Below are 21573 nucleotides of genomic sequence, written 5' to 3'. Positions count from 1 at the left end.
CCCAGAATTACGGGCCGAGCGCCTGGCTTGGACCGCGTTCCACCGTCGGCAAATCGCTGAGCGGGACCGAAGTCGCCGCGCTTGACCGCTCGTCAGAGGTCGGTGATGTCCCAGGTAAGGGTGCGTTGTTCGTCCCCGGGGCGGGGCGTCCAGCGCACCGTCGTGAGCTCGGTGGACTCCGGCAGCACGTACACCGTGTGCCCGCCCGCGGTCTCGCCCGGCTGCACGCCGATGCGGTGCGGGGGACGGGACGACAGCGACACCGGCGCCTTCGACACCGCGGAGCCGTCCTTGGCGATCAGCTCCAGGTACAGGTCGGGCAGCGATGCGAACGGCGTCGCCCCGCGGTTGGTCAGCTCGGTGTGCACGACTACCGCGCGCTCGCCGTCCTGCAGCTCGTAGCCCGCGGCGGTGAACAGGAAGTCGGCCGGGTCCACGACCTCCACGAGGAGGATGGTGATCCGCTCGCCTTCCAGGCCCTCGACGTCCAGCTTGGTGCCCACCTTGCCGCTGCGCACCGGCTGCTGCGGCGGCCCGGGCTGGACGCCCGGCCCCTGCTGGTCGCCGCGCGCCCACGCGGCCGACCCCGGTGGGCCCCAGACGTTCATCGGGTTCGGCGGCCCCGGCGGGGCCGCCTGCTGCTGGAAGGACGTCGGCGGCGGACCCTGCGGGGCGAACGGCTGCGGGCCGCTCGGGCCGCCGTAGGCGGGTCCCGGGTAGGCGCCGCTGGGCATTGGGTAGCTGCCGCTGGGCATTGGGTAGCCGCCGGTCGGCTGCGGGTAGGGGCCGGACTGCTGCACCGGGTGGGCGCCGGTACCCGGCGCGGGCACCTGGTACGGCCCGCTGGCCATGCTCTGCTGCGCCGCCCAGTGCTGCGCGGCGGCGACCGCGTTGCGGATGGCCTGCGGATCGCATTCGACGCCGACGATCAGCGGCAGGCCCGTCGTGGAAAGGGCAGCAAGACGTGCAGCGACGTCACGCACGTCCATGCCGAGCCGACCGGCGATCTCGGGAACCGCCGCACGGCCCATCTCGGCGACGACGCTCAGCAGACGTACGTCCACGGGATCAGGGCCAGCCACGTCGTGCCACGCTACCCGCTCGGGTCAACCCAAGCGTAAACGGCACGTGGTTTTGATCCCGCACGTCCGGCCGCACCGCGCCGGGACGGGCGTCGACCAAGGACACAGCTCATCGGACTCAAGGGCTGCTATGGCCCAACGTGCCCATGGGTCTGGTGGAACGCATTGGCTGAGCTGGTTCTCAGATCGGCGTGACAGCTCAATGTGAAAGCTGTTCACTGGAGTCACGGTCAACGCTGCCGAACGTAAAGGAATTCGATGTCCACCACCGAGGCGCACGCCGATCTTCCCGTCTTCGACCACGACTTCGTGCAGAACGTGCACGCCTGGTCCGACCGGATGCGGGCCGCCACGCCCGTCCAGCGCATGGTCACCGGGCACGGCCTGGAGGTCAGGGTGATCACCCGGTACGACGATGCCCGCGCCGCGCTGTCGGATCCCCGCCTGAGCAAGAACAACGCCCGCATGAACGAGGTGATCCAGGCGAAGCTGCCGCCGGACGTGGACCGCCGGGAGTTCGTCGACGGGCTGCTCGAGCACATGCTGAACATGGACCCGCCGGACCACACCCGGCTGCGCAAGCTGGTGGTCAAGGCGTTCACCGGACGCCGGGTGGAGGGCATGCGCTCGCGCATCGAGGAGATCAGCGCAGGGCTGCTCGACGCGATGGCCGAGGAGTCCGAAGTGGACCTGCTGGACGCGTTCGCCTTCCCGCTGCCGATACAGGTGATCTCCGACCTGCTGGGGGTGGACGAGAGCCGCCGGGACGATTTCCGGGCCTGGACCAACGCCCTGGTGGACGCACCGGAGGATTCGGAGCAGGCCGCCATGGCGATGGCCCAGTACCTGGTCCAGCTCATCGAGACCAAGCGCCGCGAACCCGCCGACGACCTGGTCACCGCGCTGATCGAGGCCACCGAGGACGAGGACCGGCTCAGCGAGCCGGAACTGGTCTCGATGGTGTTCCTGCTGCTGGTCGCCGGGCACGAGACGACGGTCAACCTGATCGGGAACGGGGTGCTGGCGCTGCTGCGCAACCCCGACCAGTGGGCGGCGCTCGTGGCGGACCCGGGGCTGGTGCCCGCCGCGGTCGAGGAGATGTTGCGCTTCGACGGCCCGGTGATGCACGGGACGTACCGGCACACCGCCGAACCCGTGGAGTACGGCGGCGTGCAGATCCCGGCGGGCGAGATCGTCTGGGTGGGGTTGGCGTCGGCGAACAACGACCCGGACCGCTTCCCCGAGCCGGACCGCTTCGACATCACCCGCGACGCGCACGGGCACCTGGCCTTCGGCCACGGCATCCACTTCTGCCTGGGAGCGCAGCTGGCCCGCCTGGAGGCGCAGATCGCGGTGCGGCACCTGGTCGAGCGCTTCCCGAACCTCCGCGCTGCCGGTTCGCTGGACGACGTGCAGTGGCGCTTCAGCACGTTGATCCACGGCCTGCAGAGCCTCCCGGTCCGCCTGCGATGATTTTCAGGCCCGGTTCTGCGCGGCGGCGCAGGTGGCAGAACCCCGGACGCCGTCTCGTCTCCGTCCTACGCAATTTCCATTGAAATCGGACCTTCGATTTCCATTGAAATTGCGGCTTCCTCACCGAGAGCAAGCTGGCCCACAGGCAAGAACGCTCGCTCCGTTCGGGCTCGCCGCGGCGGCGACCGGGGGCGCGGTGCTCACCTGGGGGTTGATCCGTCCGTGGGGCGAACGGTTTCCGCGCTGGATCCCGCGGGCGGCCGGCCGGAGGGTTCCGGTCGACCTCGCCGTGGCACCGGCCCTCGGGGTGTCCGTGCTGGTGATGGCGGCATCCAAGTTGCTCCTGATGCAGACCTTCACCGAGGCGTTCGGCCCCGACGACGTGCTGATCGTGCTGCCCGTCTACCTCTGGCCGCTGTGGTCGGTCGCCCTCGCGCTGGCCGCCGTGAACTACCGCATCCGCCGCAGCACTGCGGCGGAACCCGTCAGCGCAGCGCGATGATGGTGTAGGGGCCGACCTCGCGCTTGGCGAAGGCGGGCGAGTCGAACACCGCCGGGTCGAAGTAGGCGTCGTAGTCCCGGACGTTCGGCAGCTGCGGGAAGGCGTCGCCCTTCAGTTGCAGCACCAGCTTGCCCGACTGGTCCGCCGGAAGTTCCACATCGGAGTGCGGGCTCACCGGGTTGGTCAGGACGAAGACGTTGGGCGTCTTGAACCGGCTCTTGCGTAGCATGCCCAGCAGCTCGTCGGGGGTCTTCGCGGTGGTCCACTCCTGGACCTCCGCGGCGCGCGCCTCGTAGTCCGCCAGCGGGTTGGCGTAGTGCGGAGTCTCCTGCTGGAAGCCCCAGTACGGTTGGAAGGACATCAGCTTGTAGTCGGTGGTGAGCAGCACGTTGTCCACCGGCTTGCGGCCGGTCAGCTCGGCGATCGCACGGATCTCATCATCGGTCCACGAGCCGGGCTTGGCCGGGTCGCGCTGCCCCATCGCGTTGTCGCCGGTGGGGTAGTAGTCCGCGTAGGCGCGTTCGACGGACGGCTGCAGCGCCAACCCGATCGCGCCCTGGTTGATGGTGATCGCGCCGAGCAGCCCGAGCGCGGTGGCGACCATGCTGATCCGCAGCGCGTACCGGGTGTCCAGCTTTTGCCGCAGGTAGCCGACGAGCTCCAGCAGGCCGAAGACGCCGGCGACGGCCAGCGTCACGTCGAGGATCACGTTGAGGCGAAACGCCAGCAGCGTGGTCTTGGCGACCAGCGCCAGCGTCGACAACACGAACCAGCCGTAGACCGCGAGCACGATGCTCAGCATCGAGGCGGCGACCTCGTTGCGCCGGCACCGCAGCAGCAGCCACACCAGACCGGCCAGGCACAGCACCCCGAACGCGGTGCCTTCCATCATCGGCACCGGCAGGAACGCGCCGTCCTCGGGCAGGTAGTGCTGCGCCGCGCTGCGCGGGTTGGCCAGCAGGAAGTGGGTGGAGAGCAGGTAGGGCAGCCAGACCAGCAGCGCGATGACCAGGCTGACGATGCCGATCGGCAGCAGCCGCAGGAACAGCTGCCGCACCGTCGGCCACAGCCGTTCCCCCTGGTGCACCCGGAACACTCCGGTGATGACCGCCATCAGCACGACCATCAGCACCGCGAACCCGAAGTGCAGGGTGTAGGTGATGGCCGCGAAACCGACGTAGCCGCCGATGCAGACGAGTGTCCACCGTGGAGCGTGGTCCCGGCGGCGCAGCGCGTGCCAGGCCAGTACGGCGATCGGTGCCAGCCACGCCGCCGACGGCCAGGCGTAGGGCTCCTCGATGCCGTGCAGCATCCCGGCCAGCCCCGTCACGACCGCGGCGAGCAGCGCCAGCCGGCGCCGCACCACGACGCTCCACAGCGTGAACGCGACGACTGTGGTCACCGCCACCCAGGCCAGCGCGTACGGCTTGTACGCCGCCCAGCCCTCCCAGCCGATGAGGTTGGCGAACCGGCCGCCCAGCCAGAACCAGCCGCCCGGGTAGTACGGAGCGGTGTCGGCGTAGTTCAGGTCGGCCAGGCCCGGGGTGCTGGCCATCCGGGTCATGTACTGCAGGCGGAACCCGTTGTCCACGGACGAGCCGCCGTAGTAGAACCTGGTGGCCTGCAAGGGGATCGCGAGCGCGAACGTGCTGAACGCGCTGAGCGCTACCCAGGCGCCGAACAATCGCAGCCAGCGCGGCGAGCGGCGATGTCCGAACGCCAGCAGCAGGAACAGCAGGGCCAGCACCAGCGCGCTGCTGGTGGCCGCGAGCGCTTCCGGGGCGAAGCTGGGCTCGCTGATGCTCAGCCGGGCGATGCCGAACTGCAGCACCAGGCTCACGACCGCCGCGACGAACGCGCTGAGCAGCAGCTCGACGACGGTGCTGCGCAGCGGTAGCCGAACGGCCGAAGCCCGGCGCGGTTCGTCGATCGGGCTCGGTCCGGTCAACAGCGGACTCGGCAGGATTCCCGCCACTTCGCGCGTCCTTCGGCGTAGCTGACATGGGGGCTCGCGCAGAATAGTTGATGTGCGCTGCGCACCCCGCCCTCGGGTGATGCGGGCACGCGGCGTTGGAGCGCTAGGGTGACGCAGCAGAACGGTCGTGGCAGCCGGTAGGAGGTTGGCGGGTGGCGGACAGCCCGGTGGAGCCCGGCGGCACGCGCGCCGCCCCGGAGCGGATCGAAGCCGCGGCCGGAGCCGAGGCGGAACCGGTGGCTCCGCAGCTGGTCGCGCCGCCGCCCCGCGTGGTGGTCAAGGCAGACCTGCTGCCCGCGGTGAGCTTGGTATCGCTGATCTCGCTGCTGGGCCTGCCGATCGGCTGGTTGTGGTCGCGGCTGGCGCCGCCGCAGGAGAGCGTGCTCGGCCTGCAGGGCAGGCTGACCCCGCTGCTGGTGGAGGGCTACCACGGCTTCGACGCGATCGCGATCTTCGCGCTGCTCGCCTTCGCCGCCGGACTGCTGACGTCCTCGGTGCTGTGGCTGGTGCGCAGGCGGCGCGGCCCGGTGCTGCTCATCGCGGGTGCACTCGGGTCGGTGGTCGCGTCCTGGCTGGGCGTGCAGCTGGGCGCGTCGTTCGTCGGCGGGCTGTACGCGATGCCGGCGAACCCGCAGCTGGGCGACCTGATCACGGTCGCCCCGGAGGTCGGCACCTACTGGGTGCTGCTGGTGCAGCCGTTGGCCTTTGCGCTCGGCTACGGCCTCGCCGCCTCCTGGAACGGCCTCGACGACCTGGGCCGCCGCCTCGGATAAGCGTTTCCGCTGGCCAGGTCCCGTGAGCGTTTTCGGGCGCTATGGCACCCAAAATCACTCACGGGCGCTGACCAGTGGGAATGTTCCCGCCGATCACTTCGGGGCGCCGCGGAAGGACTGGGTGATCTGCTTCAGCGTGTCGACCGGAACCGAATCCGGGACGTTCTGATCGGACGCGGCGATGAAGACCACCGAGCTCTGGCCGTCGTTGTTGGTGGCGAGCACGCTGACCGCGACCGTCGCGGAGTCGCAGGTCTCGGGAGATGGCATCGTGATCTGGGCGGTGATCCGGACGGCAGGAACACCGCCGGCGAGCTGCAGCTGCTCCGGCGGGCCCGGCAGGACCACGGGTGCCTGGCCGGCGCGCGTGTAGGCCACCGCGGCGAACTTCCGCAGCGTTTCGGTGGCCACCGCGGTGTCGTCCGGGCCCCTGCGGGCGGTCGCGCCCGAGACCGCCCGGTAGCTGGTCGGAGCGCCGGTGCAGAAGCCCTTCTGGTACTCGGCCACGCCGGTCATCGTCACCGGGTCGTCGGGCGGGCCGAAGCCGTGCACGCCCTCCGGGTTGGAGTCCAGTTTCCAGTTCATCGGCACGTCGTAGACCGCGCCCCGCTTCGGCACCGTCGCCACCTGCCAGCCGGGCACCAGCGGCGTCAGCTGCGGGTTGGCCGCCGTCGGCGGCGCGGCGGACGTCGCGCTGGTGGTCGGCTTGGACGGCGTGCTGGTTACCGCGGGCGGCGGCGGTGCCGCCTGCGATCCGCCGTCGGAGGTGCTGAGCACGACGATCGTGGTGACGATCGCGATCACGGCCACCGAGGCGAGCGCGATCGCCGCGATCATCGGCCCGCGGCTCTTCCCCGGCGGGGTCGGCGCGGGCTGCGCCGGGTAGCCGCTGACCATGCCGGGATAGGGCTGCTGCTGGGGCGGCGGTGGCGGCGGTGGCGACTGCGGCGGCTGCTGGGGCGGCTGCTGGGGCGGCTGCTGGGGCTGGGGCTGGGAGAACGTGCCGAAACCCTGGTACTGCATGCCGGGCTGGGACCCCGATGCGCCGGGCTGCCTGGTGTTCGGATCGTAGTGCCCGTACTCGTTGGAGCCCCAATTACCAGGTGACGACATGCGGAGATCCTATCGATGCCGCAAGACACCCCAGCGCCACGTCTTTCGCCTTCGAAGCGGCGCAGCCGCACGCAGCTCGCACCGCGCGTGGGACCAGCCGTGCATCGTCCCGCTCAGTTCACGCTGGTGTGCTGGGCGAAATCCGTCAGGGGCGCCGGAACCGCGCGAAGTTCGCGGAGGAACTCGGTTTCCCGCAGCAGCAGCCGCCGGATGTTGCGCAGCCGCTCCAGGGGGTCGGTTTCTTCGAGCAGCTTCTGCCGGTCCTCCACGGTCAGCACGCAATCGTCGGCCAGCAGGTACGAAAGCGTCGCGGCGTCGGTGTCCTCGGCCGGGGCTTCGCGCTGCCCGCCGCGCAATCCGGTGTCGTGGTAGCGCTGGTACGCCGCGCGGGCGGCGGTCGTCAGGTGCTCGCGGCGCGCCGGTGAGTCGTTCTCCGGGGCGGTGTCCGGCAGCCATTCGATGTCGGCCATCAGGTACGGCGCCGCGCTCCGGTCGATCTGTAGCAGCCGGAACCGGCGCTCCCCGTTGGCGCTGACGTCATACCGCCCGCCGGGCAGCTGCCGAACCTGGTCCAGCAGCGCGGAGCAGCCGACGTCGTACATCGAATCAACGTTGTCCTCGCCGGTTTCCCAGCCCTGCCGGATGGCGACCACGCCGAACCGGCGGTGTGGCAGGTCCTCGCCGACGAGATCGGTGACCAGCTGCCGGTAGCGCGGCTCGAAGATGTGCAAGGGCAGGTGGCTGCCCGGCAGCAGGGCGGAACCGAGCGGGAAGAGCGGCAGCACGTTCATCACGCCCCAAACCTACGTCGCGAATGCCCCGGAAGCAGTGTTCAAGGAATGGATGCACTCCCTTCAGCTCGGGGGCCGGAACACTGCGAAGGGGTCGGTGACCTGCAGATCCCGGGAGGTGAACTGGAACAGCGCGGGAGGGCGGCCGCCGGCCGGACCCGCGGGCACCGTGCGGCCGGTGGGTTCTAGCACGCCGCGCCGGGACAGCACGCGCTGCAGGTTGGTCGCCGCGACCTGGTAGCCGAGCGCGGCGGAGTAGATCCGGCGCAGCTCCGAGACGGTGAACTCGGCGGGGGCCAGCGCGAAACCGATGTTCGTGTAGGACAGCTTGGCGCGCAGCCGGTCCCGCGCGGCCAGCACGATCAGCTCGTGGTCGAAGGCGGTCGGCGGCAGCGCGTCGACCGGATGCCACGCCGTGTCGGCGGGGATCTCGGGGTCGATGTCGGAGGGCACCAGCCCGAGGAAGGCGGTGGCGACGACGCGGCGGCTGGGCACCCGGCCCGGGCTGCTGAACACCGAGAGCTGCTCGACGTGGGTCAGCTTGTGCACGTCGACCTTCTCGGCCAGCTGCCGCCGGATCGATGTCTCCACGTCCTCGGTGGCGGCCAGCCGCCCGCCGGGCAGTGACCAGCGGTGCACGTCTGGTTCCTGTGCGCGTTGCCAGAGCAGCACCTGCAGTCGGTCGTCGCGTACCTGGAGGACGCCGGCGAGCACTTCGTGACGAGCGTCGCCCTTGTCCGCACAGCTCGCGGTGTTAGGATGTGTCACGTTTTCGATTCTAAGGCGAAAACCTCGGGGAGCTTGATCCGGGGTGCTAGCGGAGCTTCCGGGCGAGTTCTCCCGGAGGTCCGGCGAGGAGGACGACATGGCCGCGACTGCAACCTGGGAGCGGACCGACGCCGGTTACACCGGGGTGGCACCCACCGCCGAATGGGCGCGCGAGGTGCGCAAGCTGGCCGACGAACGGGACGCCGTGCTGCTGGCGCACAACTACCAGCTTCCGGAGATCCAGGACGTCGCCGACCACACCGGCGATTCGCTGGCGCTGAGCCGTATCGCGGCGAACAGCTCCGCAGGCACGATCGTCTTCTGCGGCGTGCATTTCATGGCCGAGACGGCGAAGATCCTCGGTCCGGACAAGACGGTGCTCATCCCGGACGCGCGGGCGGGATGTTCGCTGGCCGACTCGATCACCGCCGACCAGCTGCGGGCCTGGAAGGCCGAGCACCCGGGCGCCGTCGTGGTGTCCTACGTGAACACCACCGCCGACGTGAAGGCGGAGACGGACATCTGCTGCACCTCGTCGAACGCGGTGGACGTGGTCCGCTCCATCCCGGCGGACCGCGAGGTGCTGTTCTGCCCGGACCAGTTCCTGGGCGCGCACGTCAGGCGCGAAACCGGCCGGGAGAACCTGCACATCTGGGCCGGGGAGTGCCACGTGCACGCCGGGATCAACGGGACCGAGCTCGCCGAGCGGGCGGCGGCCAGCCCGGACGCCGACCTGTTCATCCACCCCGAGTGCGGGTGCGCGACCTCGGCCCTCTACCTGGCCGGTGAGGGCACCGTCGCCAAGGAACGGGTGAAGATCCTTTCCACCGGCGACATGCTGACCGCGGCGAAGGAGACCGGCGCCCGCTCGGTGTTGGTGGCCACCGAGGTCGGCATGCTGCACCAGTTGCGCCGCGCCGCACCCGAGATCGACTTCCGGGCGGTCAACGACCGCGCGTCCTGCCGCTACATGAAGATGATCACCCCGGCGGCCCTGCTGCGCTGCCTGCGCGAAGGCGCCGACGAGGTGCACGTGCCGAAGGACGTCGCCGACCGGGCGCGGGCCTCGGTCGAGCGGATGATCGCCATCGGCAAGCCCGGAGGCGGCGAATGAGCTGGGAAGCAGGTGCGGACTTACTCGTCGTCGGCACCGGCGTCGCCGGCCTGACGGCGGCGCTGCGGGCCCGCGAGCTGGGCCTGCGGGTGCTGGTGGTTAGCAAGGACAGCGCGTCGGCAGGCAACACGAGCTGGGCGCAGGGCGGCATCGCCGTGGTCCGGCCGGACGAGCTCGACCCGGGCGACAGCCTGCGCAAACACGTCGAGGACACGCTGACCGCCGGCGCCGGACTGTGCTCGCGCCCGGCGGTGCGGGACATCCTCGCCGACGGTGCCGAGGCGATCGCGCGGCTGCGCGCGGCGGGTGCCCGCTTCGACCTGCGCGCGGACGGTGAGCTGGCGCGGACCCGCGAGGGCGGGCACAGCGCGTTCCGCGTGATCCACTCCGGCGGCGACGCGACCGGTGCAGAGGTGCAGCGCGCGTTGTCCGAAGCCGTGCGCGGCGGCGGGATTCCGGTGCTGGAGCAGCATTGCGTCGTAGAGCTGCTGCGCGGCGACAGCGGCGCCGTCGTCGGGGCGCTGGCGATGGACTCCGAGAGCAGGCCGGGCGTGCTGCACGCCCCGGCGGTGCTGCTGGCCACCGGCGGCCTCGGCCAGCTCTACTCCGCCACCACGAACCCCGAAGTGTCCACTGCGGACGGTATCGCGCTCGCGCTGCGGTCCGGTGCGTCCGTCGCGGACCTGGAGTTCGTGCAGTTCCACCCGACGGTGCTCTACACACCGGGTGGGCCGCGAGGGCGGCGGCCGCTGATCACCGAGGCGGTGCGCGGGGAAGGCGCGGTGCTCGTCGACGTGCACGGGCGGCGCGTGATGGAGGGGGAGCACCCGCTGGCCGACCTCGCCCCGCGCGATGTCGTGTCCGCGGCGATCAACAAGCGGGCCGCCGAAACCGGCGCGGAGCACGTGTTCCTCGACGCGACGAGCATCGGTCCGGGGTTCGTCGAGCGGTTCCCGACGGTGTACGCGGCGTGCCAGGCGGCCGGCATCGACCCGGTCCGCGAGCCGATCCCGGTGGCCAGCGCCGCGCACTACTCGTGCGGCGGCGTGGTGTCCAGTGTGGATGGTCGAACGACCGTGGCCGGGCTCTACGCCGCCGGTGAGGTCGCGTGCACCGGGCTGCACGGCGCAAACCGGCTGGCGTCCAACAGCCTCCTGGAAGGCCTCGTGGCCGGCGGGCGCGCGGCCGAGGCGGTGGCCAAGGACCTGTGCTGCGGGCTGCTGAACCGCAAGGCCCCCGGTGCGGCGGTGCAACCGGCGATGGCGGTGGTCGACCGGGAGCTGCTGCAGCGCACGATGAGCCGCTACGCCGGCATCGGGCGCGACGACGAGGGGCTCGCGGAAGCGACCCGGATCCTGGACCGGGCGGCCATCGTCCGTCCACTTCGGACTCGACAGGCGGTCGAGGACTCGTCGCTGGCGCTGACCGCGCAGGCGCTGCTGGCGGCGGCCAGGCAACGCGCCGAGTCGCGCGGCTGCCACCGCCGAACGGATTTCCCGGACACCGACGACCTGCGTTGGCGGCGCAGTACGGTGCTCCGGCTGGACGCCTCGGGGTGCCTCATCCACACCGCGGCCGGGATTGCGAGGACAGCGGCATGAGCATCGATCTGGAGAAGGCTCGCGAGGTCGTCCGCACGGGGCTGGCCGAGGACCTGCGCTACGGGCCGGACGCGACGACCGAGGCGACGGTCCCGGTCGGCGCGATAGCCGAGGCCGGGTTCAACACCCGCCGGGCCGGGGTGGTCGCGGGCCTGCCGCTGGTGCGCCTCGTGCTCGACGAGGTGCTGGGCGCGGGCGCCTACGCCGTGCTCTCCGAGCGTTCCGACGGTGATGTGCTGGCGCCCGGCGAGTGCGTGCTGCGGGTGAAAGCCCCGGTCCGCGGCCTGCTCACGGCGGAACGCACGGCGCTGAACCTGCTGTGCCACCTGTCGGGCATCGCGACCGCGACCGCGGCGTGGGTCGAGGCGGTCGCGGGCACGGGCTGCCGGATCAGGGACAGCCGCAAGACGCTGCCGGGCCTGCGGGAGCTGCAGAAGTACGCGGTCCGCTGCGGCGGCGGGGTCAACCACCGGATGGGCCTCGGCGACGCGGTGCTGATCAAGGACAACCACGTGGTGGCGGCGGGCTCGGCGGGGGCGGCGGTGCGGGCCTGCCGCGAGCACGCGCCGGACCTGCCGATGGAGGTCGAGGTGTCCACGCTGGACGAACTCGATGAGGTGCTGGCGGAGGACGTGGCGCTGGTCCTGCTGGACAACTTCACCCCGCAGCAGTGCGCGGAAGCGGTCCGCCGGGTCCGGGAGACGTCGCCGGCCACGGAACTCGAAGCATCGGGAGGCCTGACCCTCGACGTGGCCCGCGCCTACGCGGAAACGGGAGTCCAGTACCTGGCGGTAGGAGGCCTGACCCACTCCTCCCCGGCCCTCGACCTCGGCCTGGACATGTAGTCACTCGGTAGCGAAGGCCTCGCTGAACAGGTCCGCGTCCCACTGCTCGACGAGTGCCCGATGAGTGCGGTGCCACTCATTGTGCTCAAGGCCGCGCCGAAGCGTGTCGGCCCCACCCAGCGCGTCGTGCTCGGTCACAGCAGCGATTCGAAGTCGATGCGCAACTCGACGGGGTCAGACACCGCCAGCTTGTCGGTGTCGACCCCGGAGGGTGCGTAAGTCCGGGTCGTGGGATCGAGGCGGTAGCGGAACGCAGTCAAACGCCGGTCGTCTTGGCGGTCGCGTTCGATACGCCAGAAGTGTTCGATGCCCGCAGCGGCGTACTCGGCGGGCTTGTCGGTCTGGTCGGCGGTGACCGAGCCCGGTGACATCACCTCGACGACCAGCAGGCAGTGCTGGGGACGAAGGTCGGCGTCCTCCGGCAAGGCGGAGTCGTACACGACGACGTCTGGTCTGCGGTTGAGCAGCGGCACGTCCCGCAGTCGCAGATCGACATCCGTGGCAACGGTGAGCTCGGGTCCAGCGGCGAGCTCAAGTTCGTTCGCGAGACGCCGTGCGATGATCTGATGCGAGCGACGGGGGGCAGGAGTCACGACGATGGCTCCATCGACAATCTCGATGCGGCGGCACACTTCTTCGGGCAGCGCCTCGTACTCCGCGGCGCTCAGCCCCTCCGGTGGTAGCGCCATCCAGTCAGGAAGTGCGGTCATTGTCGAGCCCCTCTCCCTACGGGTACTGGACCAGCGTAGCTGTAGCGCCTCGTCGCCGGGGACCTCGCGCGACGATTCCTTCACCTGGAGTTACGTAATGCTACCAACGGTGTTCGTACTGTGGATGACTGGGATGATTTGGTCATGGCTGGAGCTGATTGGGGTGAGGTACTGGTGAGCACTGTGCAGGCCGCGCGAGTCGGCAGCCGCGCGAGTCGGCAGAAGGTGCCCTTCGCCTCGGGACGATCGCGTCAGAAGCGGCGGTTTGCGAGGACCGGGACCGCTTGGCGGGCCTGGTCGACCGCCGCCGGGTCGATGTCGACGACCCGGACCTCGGGGGCGTCGGCGAGCTGGGCGTGCACCTGGCCAAGCGGGGTGGCGACGAGGCTGTAGCCGATGCCCGTCGGGGCCTTGCCGCTCGGCTCCCGGCCGATGCTGCGCGGGTCGGCCTGGCCGCAGGCCACCACCCACGACGTCGAGTCCAGCGCGCGGGCGCGCACCAGCAGCTCCCACTGCTCGCGCTTGCCCTCGCCGGAACCCCAGGACGCCGAGGTGACGATCACCGACGCGCCCTGGTCGGCGAGCGTCGTGAACAGGCCGGGGAACCGCACGTCGTAGCAGGTCGTTAGGCCGATCTTGGTGCCGTCGAGGTCCACCACCACCGGCTGCGCGCCCGGCGCGACGGTGTTCGACTCGGCGAAGCCGAAGGCGTCGAACAGGTGGATCTTGTCGTAGGAGGTGTCCAGGCCGCGGCCGGTGATCAGCAGCGTGTTTGTCACCCGGCCGTCCTCGGTGGGCGTGAACATACCCGCCACGACCGCGATGCCGGCTTCCTCGGCGAGCCGCCGCACCTCGGTGGCCCACGGCCCGTCCAGGGGCTCGGCCAGCGGCCCGAGCTTGATCCCGAAGCAGGCCATCGTCGCCTCCGGGAACACCGCGAGGTCGGCACCCGCCTCGGCGGCTTTCCGGACGCCGTCGGCCACGAGTTCCAGGTTTGCCTTGGGGTCCGGGCCGGACAAGATCTGGCACAAAGCGATCCGCATAACCACAACCATCCTTCCAGGGACTTTTCCAAACTCGTTTTGCGTGGCGGTGCATGTGGCGGTGCATGTGGCGGAACCTCAGACGCCGCCTGAGAACCCGCGGCGGTGCGAGTGACGAGGCCAAGTGGCCGCGCCGCTTCGAAGACAACGAACACTCTCCAGCGCTCACCCGTTACCATTTTTGTATACCAGCGATATGCATCGGCTAGATTCACACAGGGGGTCTTCGTTGCCGTCGGGACGAGAACTGGCTTACGACCATCTCAAGGACACGGTGCTCAGCGACCCCGCGATGCAGGGGCAGTTCGTCAACGAACAGGCGCTGGCCGACGAGATCGGGGTGTCCCGAACGCCCATCCGCGAGGCCCTGTTGCTGCTCGCCGCCGAGGAACTGGTGCAGCTGGTGCCCAAGCGCGGCGCCTACATCGCCCCGGTCGGCGGCCGGGAGATCCGCGAGCTCTTCGAGATCCGCGCGATGATCGAGTGCTACGCCGCCCGCCGCGCCATCGAGCTGGACGCGGTGCCGGTGGAGCAGATGCGCGCCGAACTGGCGGCCCAGCGCGAGCTCAGCGGCGACGACCAGGCCCGCGCGTTCATCGACCGCGACCACCGGTTCCACGCCACGCTGGTGTGCGCGGTCGGCAACGACATGCTCAGCAAGACCTACGACGCGTTGCGGGCACGCCAGATCCGCGCGGGCATCGTCGCGCTGTTCAGCAGCGGCGGGCGGCGCAAGGCGGTGCTCGTCGAGCACGAGGCGATCGTGGCCGCGCTCGCCGCGGGCGACGCGGAGGCCTCGGCTGCGGCGATCACCGAGCACCTGTCCGCGACGCAGCAGGTCCTGCTGGCGGGCTGAGGCCGAGCTGCTCAGGGCCCGTGAGCGTTTTCGGGGGCCCTGGCACCCGAAAACGCTCACGGGGGGCGAGCAAGATCTCAACTTATTGAGAAAAACTTGCAATAGCACCTATTGTTCAGGAGTGCTGAAACGTCGTGCTTTGTTCGTCGCTGTGCCGGTCGCCCTGGGCCTGCTCGGGGCGGGGTGCGCCGCGCCGACCGCGCCGGGCACCGGTGACCCCCGGTCGATGCTGCTCGCCGACGGCTACGAGCCGGATAGCCTGAACCCGCTGCTGGGCTACGGCGTGGAGGGTGCCGCGAAGTTCTACGACGGTCTGCTGGCCTTCGACGGCCAGTCCGCGTTGCGCCCCGCGCTGGCCGGCGAGGCACCGCAATCCACGCCCGACGCCAAGACCTGGACGGTCAAGCTCCGCGACGGCGTCCGCTTCCACGACGGCACGCCCTTCGACGCCGAAGACGTCGTCGCCACCTACCAGGCAGCGATCGACCCCGCCTACGCCTCGACGGTGTCCTCGGACTTCGACATGCTCGCCGACGTCCGCGCGCTCGACCCGCACACCGTGCGGTTCGACCTCAAGATCCCCTACGCCGCCTGGCCGTCGAAACTGGTGCTCGGCATCATGCCGAACGAGCAGCTCGCCGAGCCGAAGTCGCAGGAGAGCTCCCCGCTCAACACCAAGCCGGTCGGCACCGGGCCCTACAAGCTCGTCGAATGGCGCCAGGGCGACCAGATGACCTGGGAGGCCAACCCCGGTTACTGGGCCGGTGCGCCCGCCGTCGGCAAGGTCACCGTCGTCTTCGCCAAGGACGACAACACCCGCGCCCAGCGCCTGGCCTCCGGCGAGTTCGACGGCACCGTGCTGCCGCCGGTGCTGGCCGAGAGCGTCGGCCGCGACGGCTACCGGACGGTGCACCACCGCACCGCCGACTTCCGCAGCATCGCGCTGCCCAACACGCACCCGGTCGCCGGCGACCGAGCCGTGCGGCTCGCGCTGAACCTCGCGGTCAACCGCGAGGGCATGATCCAGGGCTTGCAGGGCGGGCACGGAACGCCGGCCTACGCGCCGATCCCGGAGTCGATGGGTGCCGACTTCGAGCCCACGGCCCGCTTCGACTTCGATCCCGAGCGCGCCAGGAAGCTGCTCGACGAGGCCGGTTGGCGGGTCGGCGGCGACGGCATCCGGGAGCGGGACGGCGTCCGCGCCCAGTTCACCGTGATGTATTTCGCCGACGACAGCCTCCGCAAGGACCTCGCCCGCGCGTTCGCCTCCGACGCCAAGGCGGTCGGCATCCAGGTCGAGCTCGCCGGGGTGGACCGCTCGGCCGTGCCCGCTCGGCTGGCAACCGACGGGATTGTTCTCGGCGGCGGCAACACCATCGACCCCGACCCGCAGGTCTACACCAGCCTGCACTCCTCGGTCATCGGCACCGGCACCTACAACAACCCGGGCCAGTACCGCAACGCCGAGGTGGACGCCGCGCTCGACGGCGGCCGGCAGGAGGTGGACCAGGCGAAGCGGGCGGAGTTCTACAAGCAGGCGCAGCGCGCCTACGTCGCCGACCCGGGCCTGGTGTACCTGGCGTTCATCGACCACAGCTACGTGATGCGCGACGGCAAGTGGTCCGGCTACCAACCGCCGGTCGAGCCGCACGTGCACGGGACCACCTGGGGCCCGTGGTGGAACGTCGAGACCTGGAAACCGCAGGCATGAGCCGCGCGATCGGCCGGTTGGTGCTGCGGCGAATCGGGTTCGCGGTACCGGTGCTGGTGGTCGTGGCGTTCGGGGTGTTCGTGCTGGCCGCGGCGTCCCCGTTTGACCCGGTCCACCAGTACTACGGTGTGGAGCTCTTCGGGGCTTCTGCGGCCGACGTCGCGCAGGTGCGGGCCCGGCTGGGGCTCGACGACCCCGTGCTGGTGCAGTTCTGGCACTGGGCGACCGGCGTGTTCGTCGGCGACCTCGGGGTGTCGCGGTCGTTCCGGCAGCCGGTCGTGCAGGTCGTCGTGCAACGACTGCCGTGGACGCTCCTGCTGACCGCGACCGGGCTCGCGCTGGCCGTGGTGATCGCCCTGGTGCTGGGCACCGTCGCGGCCTGGCGGCAGGGTGGCTGGATCGACCGGTTCGTCACCGCCATCGGCCACGCGCTGGAGGGCGTGCCGCCGTTCGTGCTGGCGCTGCTGTCGATCGCGGTGTTCTCGCTGGGGCTGGGCTGGCTGCCGGTGGCGGGCCTGACCGACGCGGGCGCTCCGGTGTCGTTCGGGCAGGTCGCCGAGCACCTGGCACTGCCCGCGCTGGTGCTGGGCATCTCCCAGTCGCCGTGGCTGGTGCTGCACGTCCGGCAGTCGATGCTGACGTCGCTGTCCGAGGACCACGTGACCGGGGCGCGGGCGCGCGGCCTCGCGGAGAGCGCCGTCGTGCTGCGGCACGCGCTGCCGACCGCGCTGCTGCCGTTCGTCACGCTGATCGGCGCGCGGGTTCCGGAACTAGTCACCGGAGCCGTGCTGGTCGAGGAGGTCTTCTCCTGGCCGGGCCTGGCCGCCGCCGTCGTCACCGCCGCGACGGCGGTCGACTACCCGCTACTGGCAATCCTGACGCTCGTGGCCACCGCGGCGGTGCTGATCGGCTCGCTGTTCGCCGACATCGCGGCGATCGTGCTAGACCCGAGGGTGGCGACCGATGGCTGAAGAAGATGCGCAACATGATTGAGACATCCAACGAGTCCACATCGGTCGGACCGTGGCGATTCGCCGGCCGCAAGCGCGCCGGGGTGTCGCGGACCCGGGCGCGGTTGTGGGTGTCGCTGGGCGGCCTCGCGGTCCTCGTGCTGGCGGCGATCGCGGTGCCCGCGCTGTTCGGCAGCGAATCGGTGCGCTACGACTCGATCCGGCTCGCGCCGAGCCCGGCGCACCCGTTCGGCACCGACTCCGGCGGCCGGGACCTGTTCGTGCAGTCCCTCGCCGGGCTGCGGATCTCCTTGCTGGTGGCCGGTTTCAGCGCGGTGGTGTCCACTGTGCTCGGTTCGCTGGTGGGCGCCGTCGCGGGCGGCGTCGGCGGCTGGCCGGACCGGCTGCTGATGCGGCTGGTCGACACCATCAACTCGGTGCCGCACCTGCTGCTGGGCATCGTGATCGTCGCGCTGTACCGGGGCAGCCTGGTCGCGGTGATCCTGTCCATCGCCCTCACGCACTGGACGACCGTGGCACGCATCGTGCGCTCGGAGGTCCTGTCGCTGCGCCAGCGGCCCTACATCGACGCGGCGATCGCGGGCGGTTCGTCGCGGTCGCGGGTCCTGCTGCGGCACCTGCTGCCCGCGATCGTGCCGCAGGCGGCGCTCTCGGCGGTGCTGCTCGTGCCGCACGCGGTGTGGCACGAGACCGCGCTGAGCTTCCTCGGTCTCGGCCTGCCGCCGCACCTGGCCAGCATCGGCAACATCCTCGGCGACGGCCGGGAAGCGGTGCTGCTCGGCGCTTGGTGGATCGTGCTGTTCCCGTCGGTGCTGCTGGTGGCGACGACGCTGGCGGTGTCCGGACTGGCCGCGACCTGGCGCGATCGGGTCTTGCCGCGACGGCGATCGGAGGTGGCGCTGTGAGCGAACCGCTGCTCGAACTGGACCGGCTCTCGGTGCGCTTCCTGCTGGGGCGCGGCGCCGAAGTGCGGGCGGTGACCGACGCGACGCTGCAACTGCGGCCGGGCAGGGTGCTCGCGCTCGTCGGGGAGTCCGGCTGCGGCAAGTCGGTGCTGGCCTCGGCGCTGCTGGGGCTGCTGCCCGGGAACGCGCAGGTTCGCGGCGAAGCCGTGCTGCGCGGCGGCATCGAGCTGCTGTCGGCGCCGGAGCCGGTGCTATCCGGGCAGGTCCGCGGCCGGCTCGTCGGCCTGGTGCCGCAGTCCGCGAGTACCCACCTGACCCCGGTGCGGACCGCGCGCAGCCAGCTCGTCGAGGCGATCCGGGCGCTGGGCGGCGCCGCCGGGCCGGACGAACTCGCCGAACGCGTCGGGCTCGATCCGGCCGACCTCGACCGCTATCCGCACGAGCTTTCCGGCGGGATGGCTCAGCGGGTCGCGGTGGCGCTGGCGCTGGCCGGCAACCCGCGGATCATCCTCGCCGACGAGCCGACCACCGGGCTGGACCGGCCGCTGGTCCATCGCACCGTCGACCTGCTCGCCGAAGCCGCCACCGACGACCGCGCGGTGTTGCTGATCACCCACGACCTGGCCGCCGCCCGCCGGGTGGCCACCGACATCGCGGTGATGTACGCCAGCCGCATCGTCGAGGCCGGGCCCGCCGAGCAGGTGCTCGCCGACCCCTGGCACCCGTACACCGCGAGGCTGCTCGCGGCGTTGCCCGACGGCGGGTTCCGGCCGATCCCCGGACACCCGCCGGCCCTCACCGAACTGGCCCGCATCGAACAGGAATGGGGTTGCGTGTTCTGCCAACGCTGCCCGGACGTGCCCGGATTCGGGCCGTGCACGGGAGATCCGGAACTGCTCGACCTCGGCGACCGGTGGGTCGCCGCGCACCCGCCGTGCTGAGCGCGACCGGCCTGGTCGCCGGCTACCGGCGCGGCGAACCGGTGCTCGACGGGGTCGACCTGGACGTCCCGGGCGGTTCCGTGGTCGGGCTGGCCGGGCCGAGCGGGTGCGGAAAGTCCACATTGGCCAGGGTGCTCGGGCTGCTGCACGAGCCGTGGTCCGGGCAGGTGTCGCTCGACGGCGAGCCGGTCAGCGGCTTCCGGCACGCGACGCCGCGGGAGCAGCGCAAGGCGATCGGCATCGTCTTCCAGCAGCCGCGGCCCGCCGTCGACCCGCGCTTCACGCTCCGCGAGATCGTCGCCGAACCGCTGCGGGCCACCGGAGCCGCCGGCGACGTCGACGAGCTGGCCGACGAGGTGGGGCTGACCGCGGAGCTGCTGTCGCGGCGGCCGCACGAGGTCAGCGACGGGCAACTGCAACGGGCCTGCCTGGCGCGGGCATTGGCGTTGTGGCCGGGCTACCTGATCTGCGACGAGATGACCGCGATGCTGGACGCGTCCACCACGGCGGCGCTGGTGCAGGTCGTGGACCGGCGGGTGAACGAGCACGGCACGGGGGTGCTCGCGATCAGCCACGACGAGGACCTGCTGCGGCATTGGGCGGTGCACGTGGTTCGCCTCGGCGGGTCGATATGACATGGTGGGGCCGAAACGCGGTCGCGGGGGACCGCTCGGTACTGACGACGGACCCGAGGAGTCGACGTTGAGCGAGGGCGAAGGCACCACCTTCATGCAGTGGCGGGAGCGGGCCCAGACCGAGGTTCGCGACGACCGGCCCAAGATGCGGGTGATCATGATCACCGCGGCGGTCGTGGTGCTCGTCGGAATCATCGTGGGATCCGTGATCCTGCTGCTGTCCTGACCTGCTGCTGTCCTGACGCGGTCGTCCGCAATTTCAATGGAAATCGAATGTCCGATTTCCATTGAAATTGCGGAAGTTATCCACAGTCTCCGGCGTGTCGTGGTCCGACACGCCGGAGTTCCGCAATTTCCATTGAAATTGCGGTGATCGAAACCCGGGTTGGGTCACTGCTGGGCAGGGAGCTTGGTGACCAGCAGGCGGGACACGCGGTGGCCGTCCATCGCGCGGACCGTGAAGCGGTGGCCCAGGGCCTCCAGCGAATCGCCCTCCGCCGGGACGCGCCCGAGCCGGCTGACCACGAACCCGGCCACCGTGTCGTAGGGACCGTCGGGCAGTGCGATCCCGGTCTGCTGCTCGAACTCGGCGCGGTGCAGCAGCCCGTCGGTCTCGAAGCTGCCATTGCCCTTGGGCCGCACCGGGGCCGTGCTCGGGTCGTACTCGTCCCAGATCTCGCCGACGACCTCCTCCACCAGGTCCTCGACGGTGACGATGCCCGCGGTCCCGCCGTACTCGTCGACCACCACCGCCAGGTGCCCGCCCCGCCGCCGCATCTGCGACAGCGCCGCCAGCACCGGCTTGCTCGCCGGCAGCGCCGTCACCGGGCGGGTCAGGTCGCCGACCGTGCGCGCCTCCTCGCGGCCGTCGTGCATCGTGGCGAGCAGGTCTCGGACGTGGATGAAACCGACGATGTCGTCGGCGGTGTCCCGGATGACCGGGTACCGCGAGTGCGGCTTGCCGGCCACCTCGGCGATGGCCTCGGGTAGCGGCATGGTGCGGTCCAGGAAATCGACCTCGGTGCGCGGCACCATGACCTCGCCGAGCACCCGGTCGGTGGCCCGGAACGCATCGCTGAGCAGCCGCCGCTCCTCAATGGTCAGCTGCTCGTTGGTGCGCACCATGTCCCGCAGCTCTTCCTCGCTGACCTTGTCCTCGTCGGCGCGCAGATCGATGCCGAGCAACCGGACCACCGCGTTGGTGGACTTCGACAGCAACCAGATCAACGGCCGCGACAGCGTCGCCACCCGGTCCAGCACCCCGGCGGTGACCATCGCGACGCCCTCGGACTTCTGCAGCGCCAGCCGCTTGGGGGCGAGCTCGCCGAGCACCAGCGACAGGTACGACACGAACAGCGTCACCAGCACCAGGGCCACCGACGCGGCCACGCCGATCGGCAGGCCCCAGCCGGCCAACACCGGTTCCAGGCGCACCGCGATCGTCGCGCCGCCGTAGCTGGAGGCGAAGAACCCGGCGAAGGTGACGCCGATCTGCACCGCCGACAGGAACCGGTTGGAGTCGGCGCGCAGCTTGGCCACCCGTGCGCCGCGGCGGTCGCGTTCGGCGAGCTTGCGGACCTGGCTCTCGCGCAGCGACACCAGCGCGATCTCCGCGGCGGCGAAGTAGCCGCCGAGCAGCACGAACAGCAGCACCAGCGCGATGTTCCAAGCGACACCGTCCATCTTCCGATTGTTCCATTCCCGGCGTTCGCGAGCCCTCCACGCGGCCCTCCGGAGACGGTTTCCGCGATCTCGCTGCGGTCG

Annotated in this window: 22 protein-coding genes; 13 read left to right on the top strand and 9 right to left on the bottom strand. The window is 70.9% G+C overall.

What is annotated here, in order from left to right; genetic code table 11:
- Nucleotides 1–92: 92 nt before the first annotated feature.
- Nucleotides 93–1082: an AsnC family protein gene (locus FDZ84_RS04115; RefSeq protein ID WP_246868785.1), complete on the bottom strand. Its 990-nt coding sequence runs from the start codon at nt 1080–1082 to the stop codon at nt 93–95.
- 258 nt (nt 1083–1340) lie between these two features.
- Here FDZ84_RS04115 and FDZ84_RS04110 point away from each other — a divergent pair, with 258 nt between their 5' ends.
- Together FDZ84_RS04110 and FDZ84_RS04105 are read left to right on the top strand one after the other, a co-directional pair.
- On the top strand, nt 1341–2555 hold the full coding sequence (locus tag FDZ84_RS04110; protein ID WP_168584785.1) for a cytochrome P450: 1215 nt from the start codon (nt 1341–1343) through the stop codon (nt 2553–2555).
- A 196-nt stretch (nt 2556–2751) separates the two neighbouring features.
- A complete protein-coding gene (locus FDZ84_RS04105) occupies nt 2752–3057 on the top strand; it encodes a hypothetical protein (protein WP_168584784.1) in 306 nt (101 codons plus the stop codon).
- On the opposite strand, the gene FDZ84_RS04100 is transcribed toward FDZ84_RS04105, so the two are convergent.
- Nucleotides 3041–5032, bottom strand: a complete 1992-nt coding sequence (locus FDZ84_RS04100; protein WP_246868784.1) for an arabinofuranosyltransferase — start codon at nt 5030–5032, stop codon at nt 3041–3043. The two genes, FDZ84_RS04105 and FDZ84_RS04100, sit on opposite strands and share 17 nt — an antisense overlap.
- A gap of 152 nt (nt 5033–5184) precedes the next feature.
- Here FDZ84_RS04100 and FDZ84_RS04095 point away from each other — a divergent pair, with 152 nt between their 5' ends.
- Complete coding sequence (locus tag FDZ84_RS04095; RefSeq protein ID WP_210435421.1) at nt 5185–5805, top strand: DUF2567 domain-containing protein; 621 nt, start codon at nt 5185–5187, stop codon at nt 5803–5805.
- 93 nt (nt 5806–5898) lie between these two features.
- Here FDZ84_RS04095 and FDZ84_RS04090 read toward each other — a convergent pair whose 3' ends face one another.
- The 3 genes from FDZ84_RS04090 to FDZ84_RS04080 all read right to left on the bottom strand — a co-directional run bounded on the left by FDZ84_RS04090 (nt 5899) and on the right by FDZ84_RS04080 (nt 8423).
- Nucleotides 5899–6918 carry a hypothetical protein gene (locus FDZ84_RS04090; RefSeq protein ID WP_168584783.1) on the bottom strand — a complete coding sequence of 340 codons (1020 nt, stop codon included), beginning with the start codon at nt 6916–6918 and terminating at the stop codon, nt 5899–5901.
- A 113-nt stretch (nt 6919–7031) separates the two neighbouring features.
- Nucleotides 7032–7709, bottom strand: a complete 678-nt coding sequence (locus FDZ84_RS04085) for an LON peptidase substrate-binding domain-containing protein (RefSeq protein ID WP_168589788.1) — start codon at nt 7707–7709, stop codon at nt 7032–7034.
- 63 nt (nt 7710–7772) lie between these two features.
- Nucleotides 7773–8423 carry an NUDIX domain-containing protein gene (locus tag FDZ84_RS04080; protein WP_168589787.1) on the bottom strand — a complete coding sequence of 217 codons (651 nt, stop codon included), beginning with the start codon at nt 8421–8423 and terminating at the stop codon, nt 7773–7775.
- A gap of 151 nt (nt 8424–8574) precedes the next feature.
- Between FDZ84_RS04080 and nadA the strand changes: the two genes are divergently transcribed.
- Genes nadA through nadC form a run of 3 tightly spaced genes read left to right on the top strand, consistent with a single transcriptional unit; the run spans nt 8575 to nt 12037 of the window.
- Complete coding sequence (nadA, locus tag FDZ84_RS04075; RefSeq protein WP_168584782.1) at nt 8575–9591, top strand: quinolinate synthase NadA; 1017 nt, start codon at nt 8575–8577, stop codon at nt 9589–9591.
- On the top strand, nt 9588–11192 hold the full coding sequence (locus FDZ84_RS04070; RefSeq protein WP_168584781.1) for an L-aspartate oxidase: 1605 nt from the start codon (nt 9588–9590) through the stop codon (nt 11190–11192). The genes nadA and FDZ84_RS04070 overlap by 4 nt, the downstream gene beginning before the upstream one ends.
- Complete coding sequence (gene nadC, locus FDZ84_RS04065) at nt 11189–12037, top strand: carboxylating nicotinate-nucleotide diphosphorylase (RefSeq protein WP_168584780.1); 849 nt, start codon at nt 11189–11191, stop codon at nt 12035–12037. The genes FDZ84_RS04070 and nadC overlap by 4 nt, the downstream gene beginning before the upstream one ends.
- Here the strand turns inward: nadC and FDZ84_RS04060 are convergent, their stop codons facing one another.
- From FDZ84_RS04060 to FDZ84_RS04050, 3 genes are all read right to left on the bottom strand, one after another.
- Nucleotides 12038–12175, bottom strand: coding sequence for a hypothetical protein (locus tag FDZ84_RS04060; protein WP_168584779.1), 138 nt, complete (start codon nt 12173–12175; stop codon nt 12038–12040).
- Nucleotides 12172–12747, bottom strand: a complete 576-nt coding sequence (locus tag FDZ84_RS04055) for a Uma2 family endonuclease (RefSeq protein ID WP_246868783.1) — start codon at nt 12745–12747, stop codon at nt 12172–12174. The genes FDZ84_RS04060 and FDZ84_RS04055 overlap by 4 nt, the downstream gene beginning before the upstream one ends.
- 251 nt (nt 12748–12998) lie before the next feature.
- Nucleotides 12999–13790, bottom strand: coding sequence for a carbon-nitrogen hydrolase family protein (locus FDZ84_RS04050; RefSeq protein ID WP_168584778.1), 792 nt, complete (start codon nt 13788–13790; stop codon nt 12999–13001).
- A gap of 229 nt (nt 13791–14019) precedes the next feature.
- On the opposite strand from FDZ84_RS04050, the gene FDZ84_RS04045 reads away from it, so the two are divergent.
- The 7 genes from FDZ84_RS04045 (at nt 14020) to FDZ84_RS04015 (ending at nt 20035) form a co-directional block, all read left to right on the top strand.
- On the top strand, nt 14020–14646 hold the full coding sequence (locus FDZ84_RS04045; RefSeq protein WP_168584777.1) for a GntR family transcriptional regulator: 627 nt from the start codon (nt 14020–14022) through the stop codon (nt 14644–14646).
- 139 nt (nt 14647–14785) lie between these two features.
- Nucleotides 14786–16357 (top strand): ABC transporter substrate-binding protein, encoded by a 1572-nt coding sequence (locus FDZ84_RS04040; protein ID WP_246868782.1) that lies wholly within the window; start codon nt 14786–14788, stop codon nt 16355–16357.
- On the top strand, nt 16354–17328 hold the full coding sequence (locus FDZ84_RS04035) for an ABC transporter permease (protein ID WP_168584775.1): 975 nt from the start codon (nt 16354–16356) through the stop codon (nt 17326–17328). The genes FDZ84_RS04040 and FDZ84_RS04035 overlap by 4 nt, the downstream gene beginning before the upstream one ends.
- Before the next feature lie 14 nt (nt 17329–17342).
- The gene (locus tag FDZ84_RS04030; protein ID WP_246868781.1) at nt 17343–18233 is read left to right on the top strand and encodes an ABC transporter permease; all 891 of its coding nucleotides are present in this window, start codon (nt 17343–17345) and stop codon (nt 18231–18233) included.
- The gene (locus tag FDZ84_RS04025) at nt 18230–19174 is read left to right on the top strand and encodes an ABC transporter ATP-binding protein (protein WP_168584774.1); all 945 of its coding nucleotides are present in this window, start codon (nt 18230–18232) and stop codon (nt 19172–19174) included. The genes FDZ84_RS04030 and FDZ84_RS04025 overlap by 4 nt, the downstream gene beginning before the upstream one ends.
- Nucleotides 19168–19809 carry an ABC transporter ATP-binding protein gene (locus FDZ84_RS04020; RefSeq protein ID WP_168584773.1) on the top strand — a complete coding sequence of 214 codons (642 nt, stop codon included), beginning with the start codon at nt 19168–19170 and terminating at the stop codon, nt 19807–19809. Before FDZ84_RS04025 ends, FDZ84_RS04020 begins: the two co-directional genes overlap by 7 nt.
- Nucleotides 19810–19876: 67 nt before the next feature.
- Nucleotides 19877–20035 carry a hypothetical protein gene (locus FDZ84_RS04015; protein WP_168584772.1) on the top strand — a complete coding sequence of 53 codons (159 nt, stop codon included), beginning with the start codon at nt 19877–19879 and terminating at the stop codon, nt 20033–20035.
- 164 nt (nt 20036–20199) lie between these two features.
- Here the strand turns inward: FDZ84_RS04015 and FDZ84_RS04010 are convergent, their stop codons facing one another.
- A complete protein-coding gene (locus FDZ84_RS04010; protein WP_168584771.1) occupies nt 20200–21492 on the bottom strand; it encodes a hemolysin family protein in 1293 nt (430 codons plus the stop codon).
- Between the last annotated feature and the right edge of the window lie 81 nt (nt 21493–21573).

The sequence above is a fragment of the Saccharopolyspora sp. ASAGF58 genome, from assembly GCF_012277335.1.
GTDB classification, from domain to species: Bacteria; Actinomycetota; Actinomycetes; order Mycobacteriales; family Pseudonocardiaceae; genus Saccharopolyspora; species Saccharopolyspora hattusasensis.
This window is presented reverse-complemented; position numbering and strand designations above follow the sequence as displayed.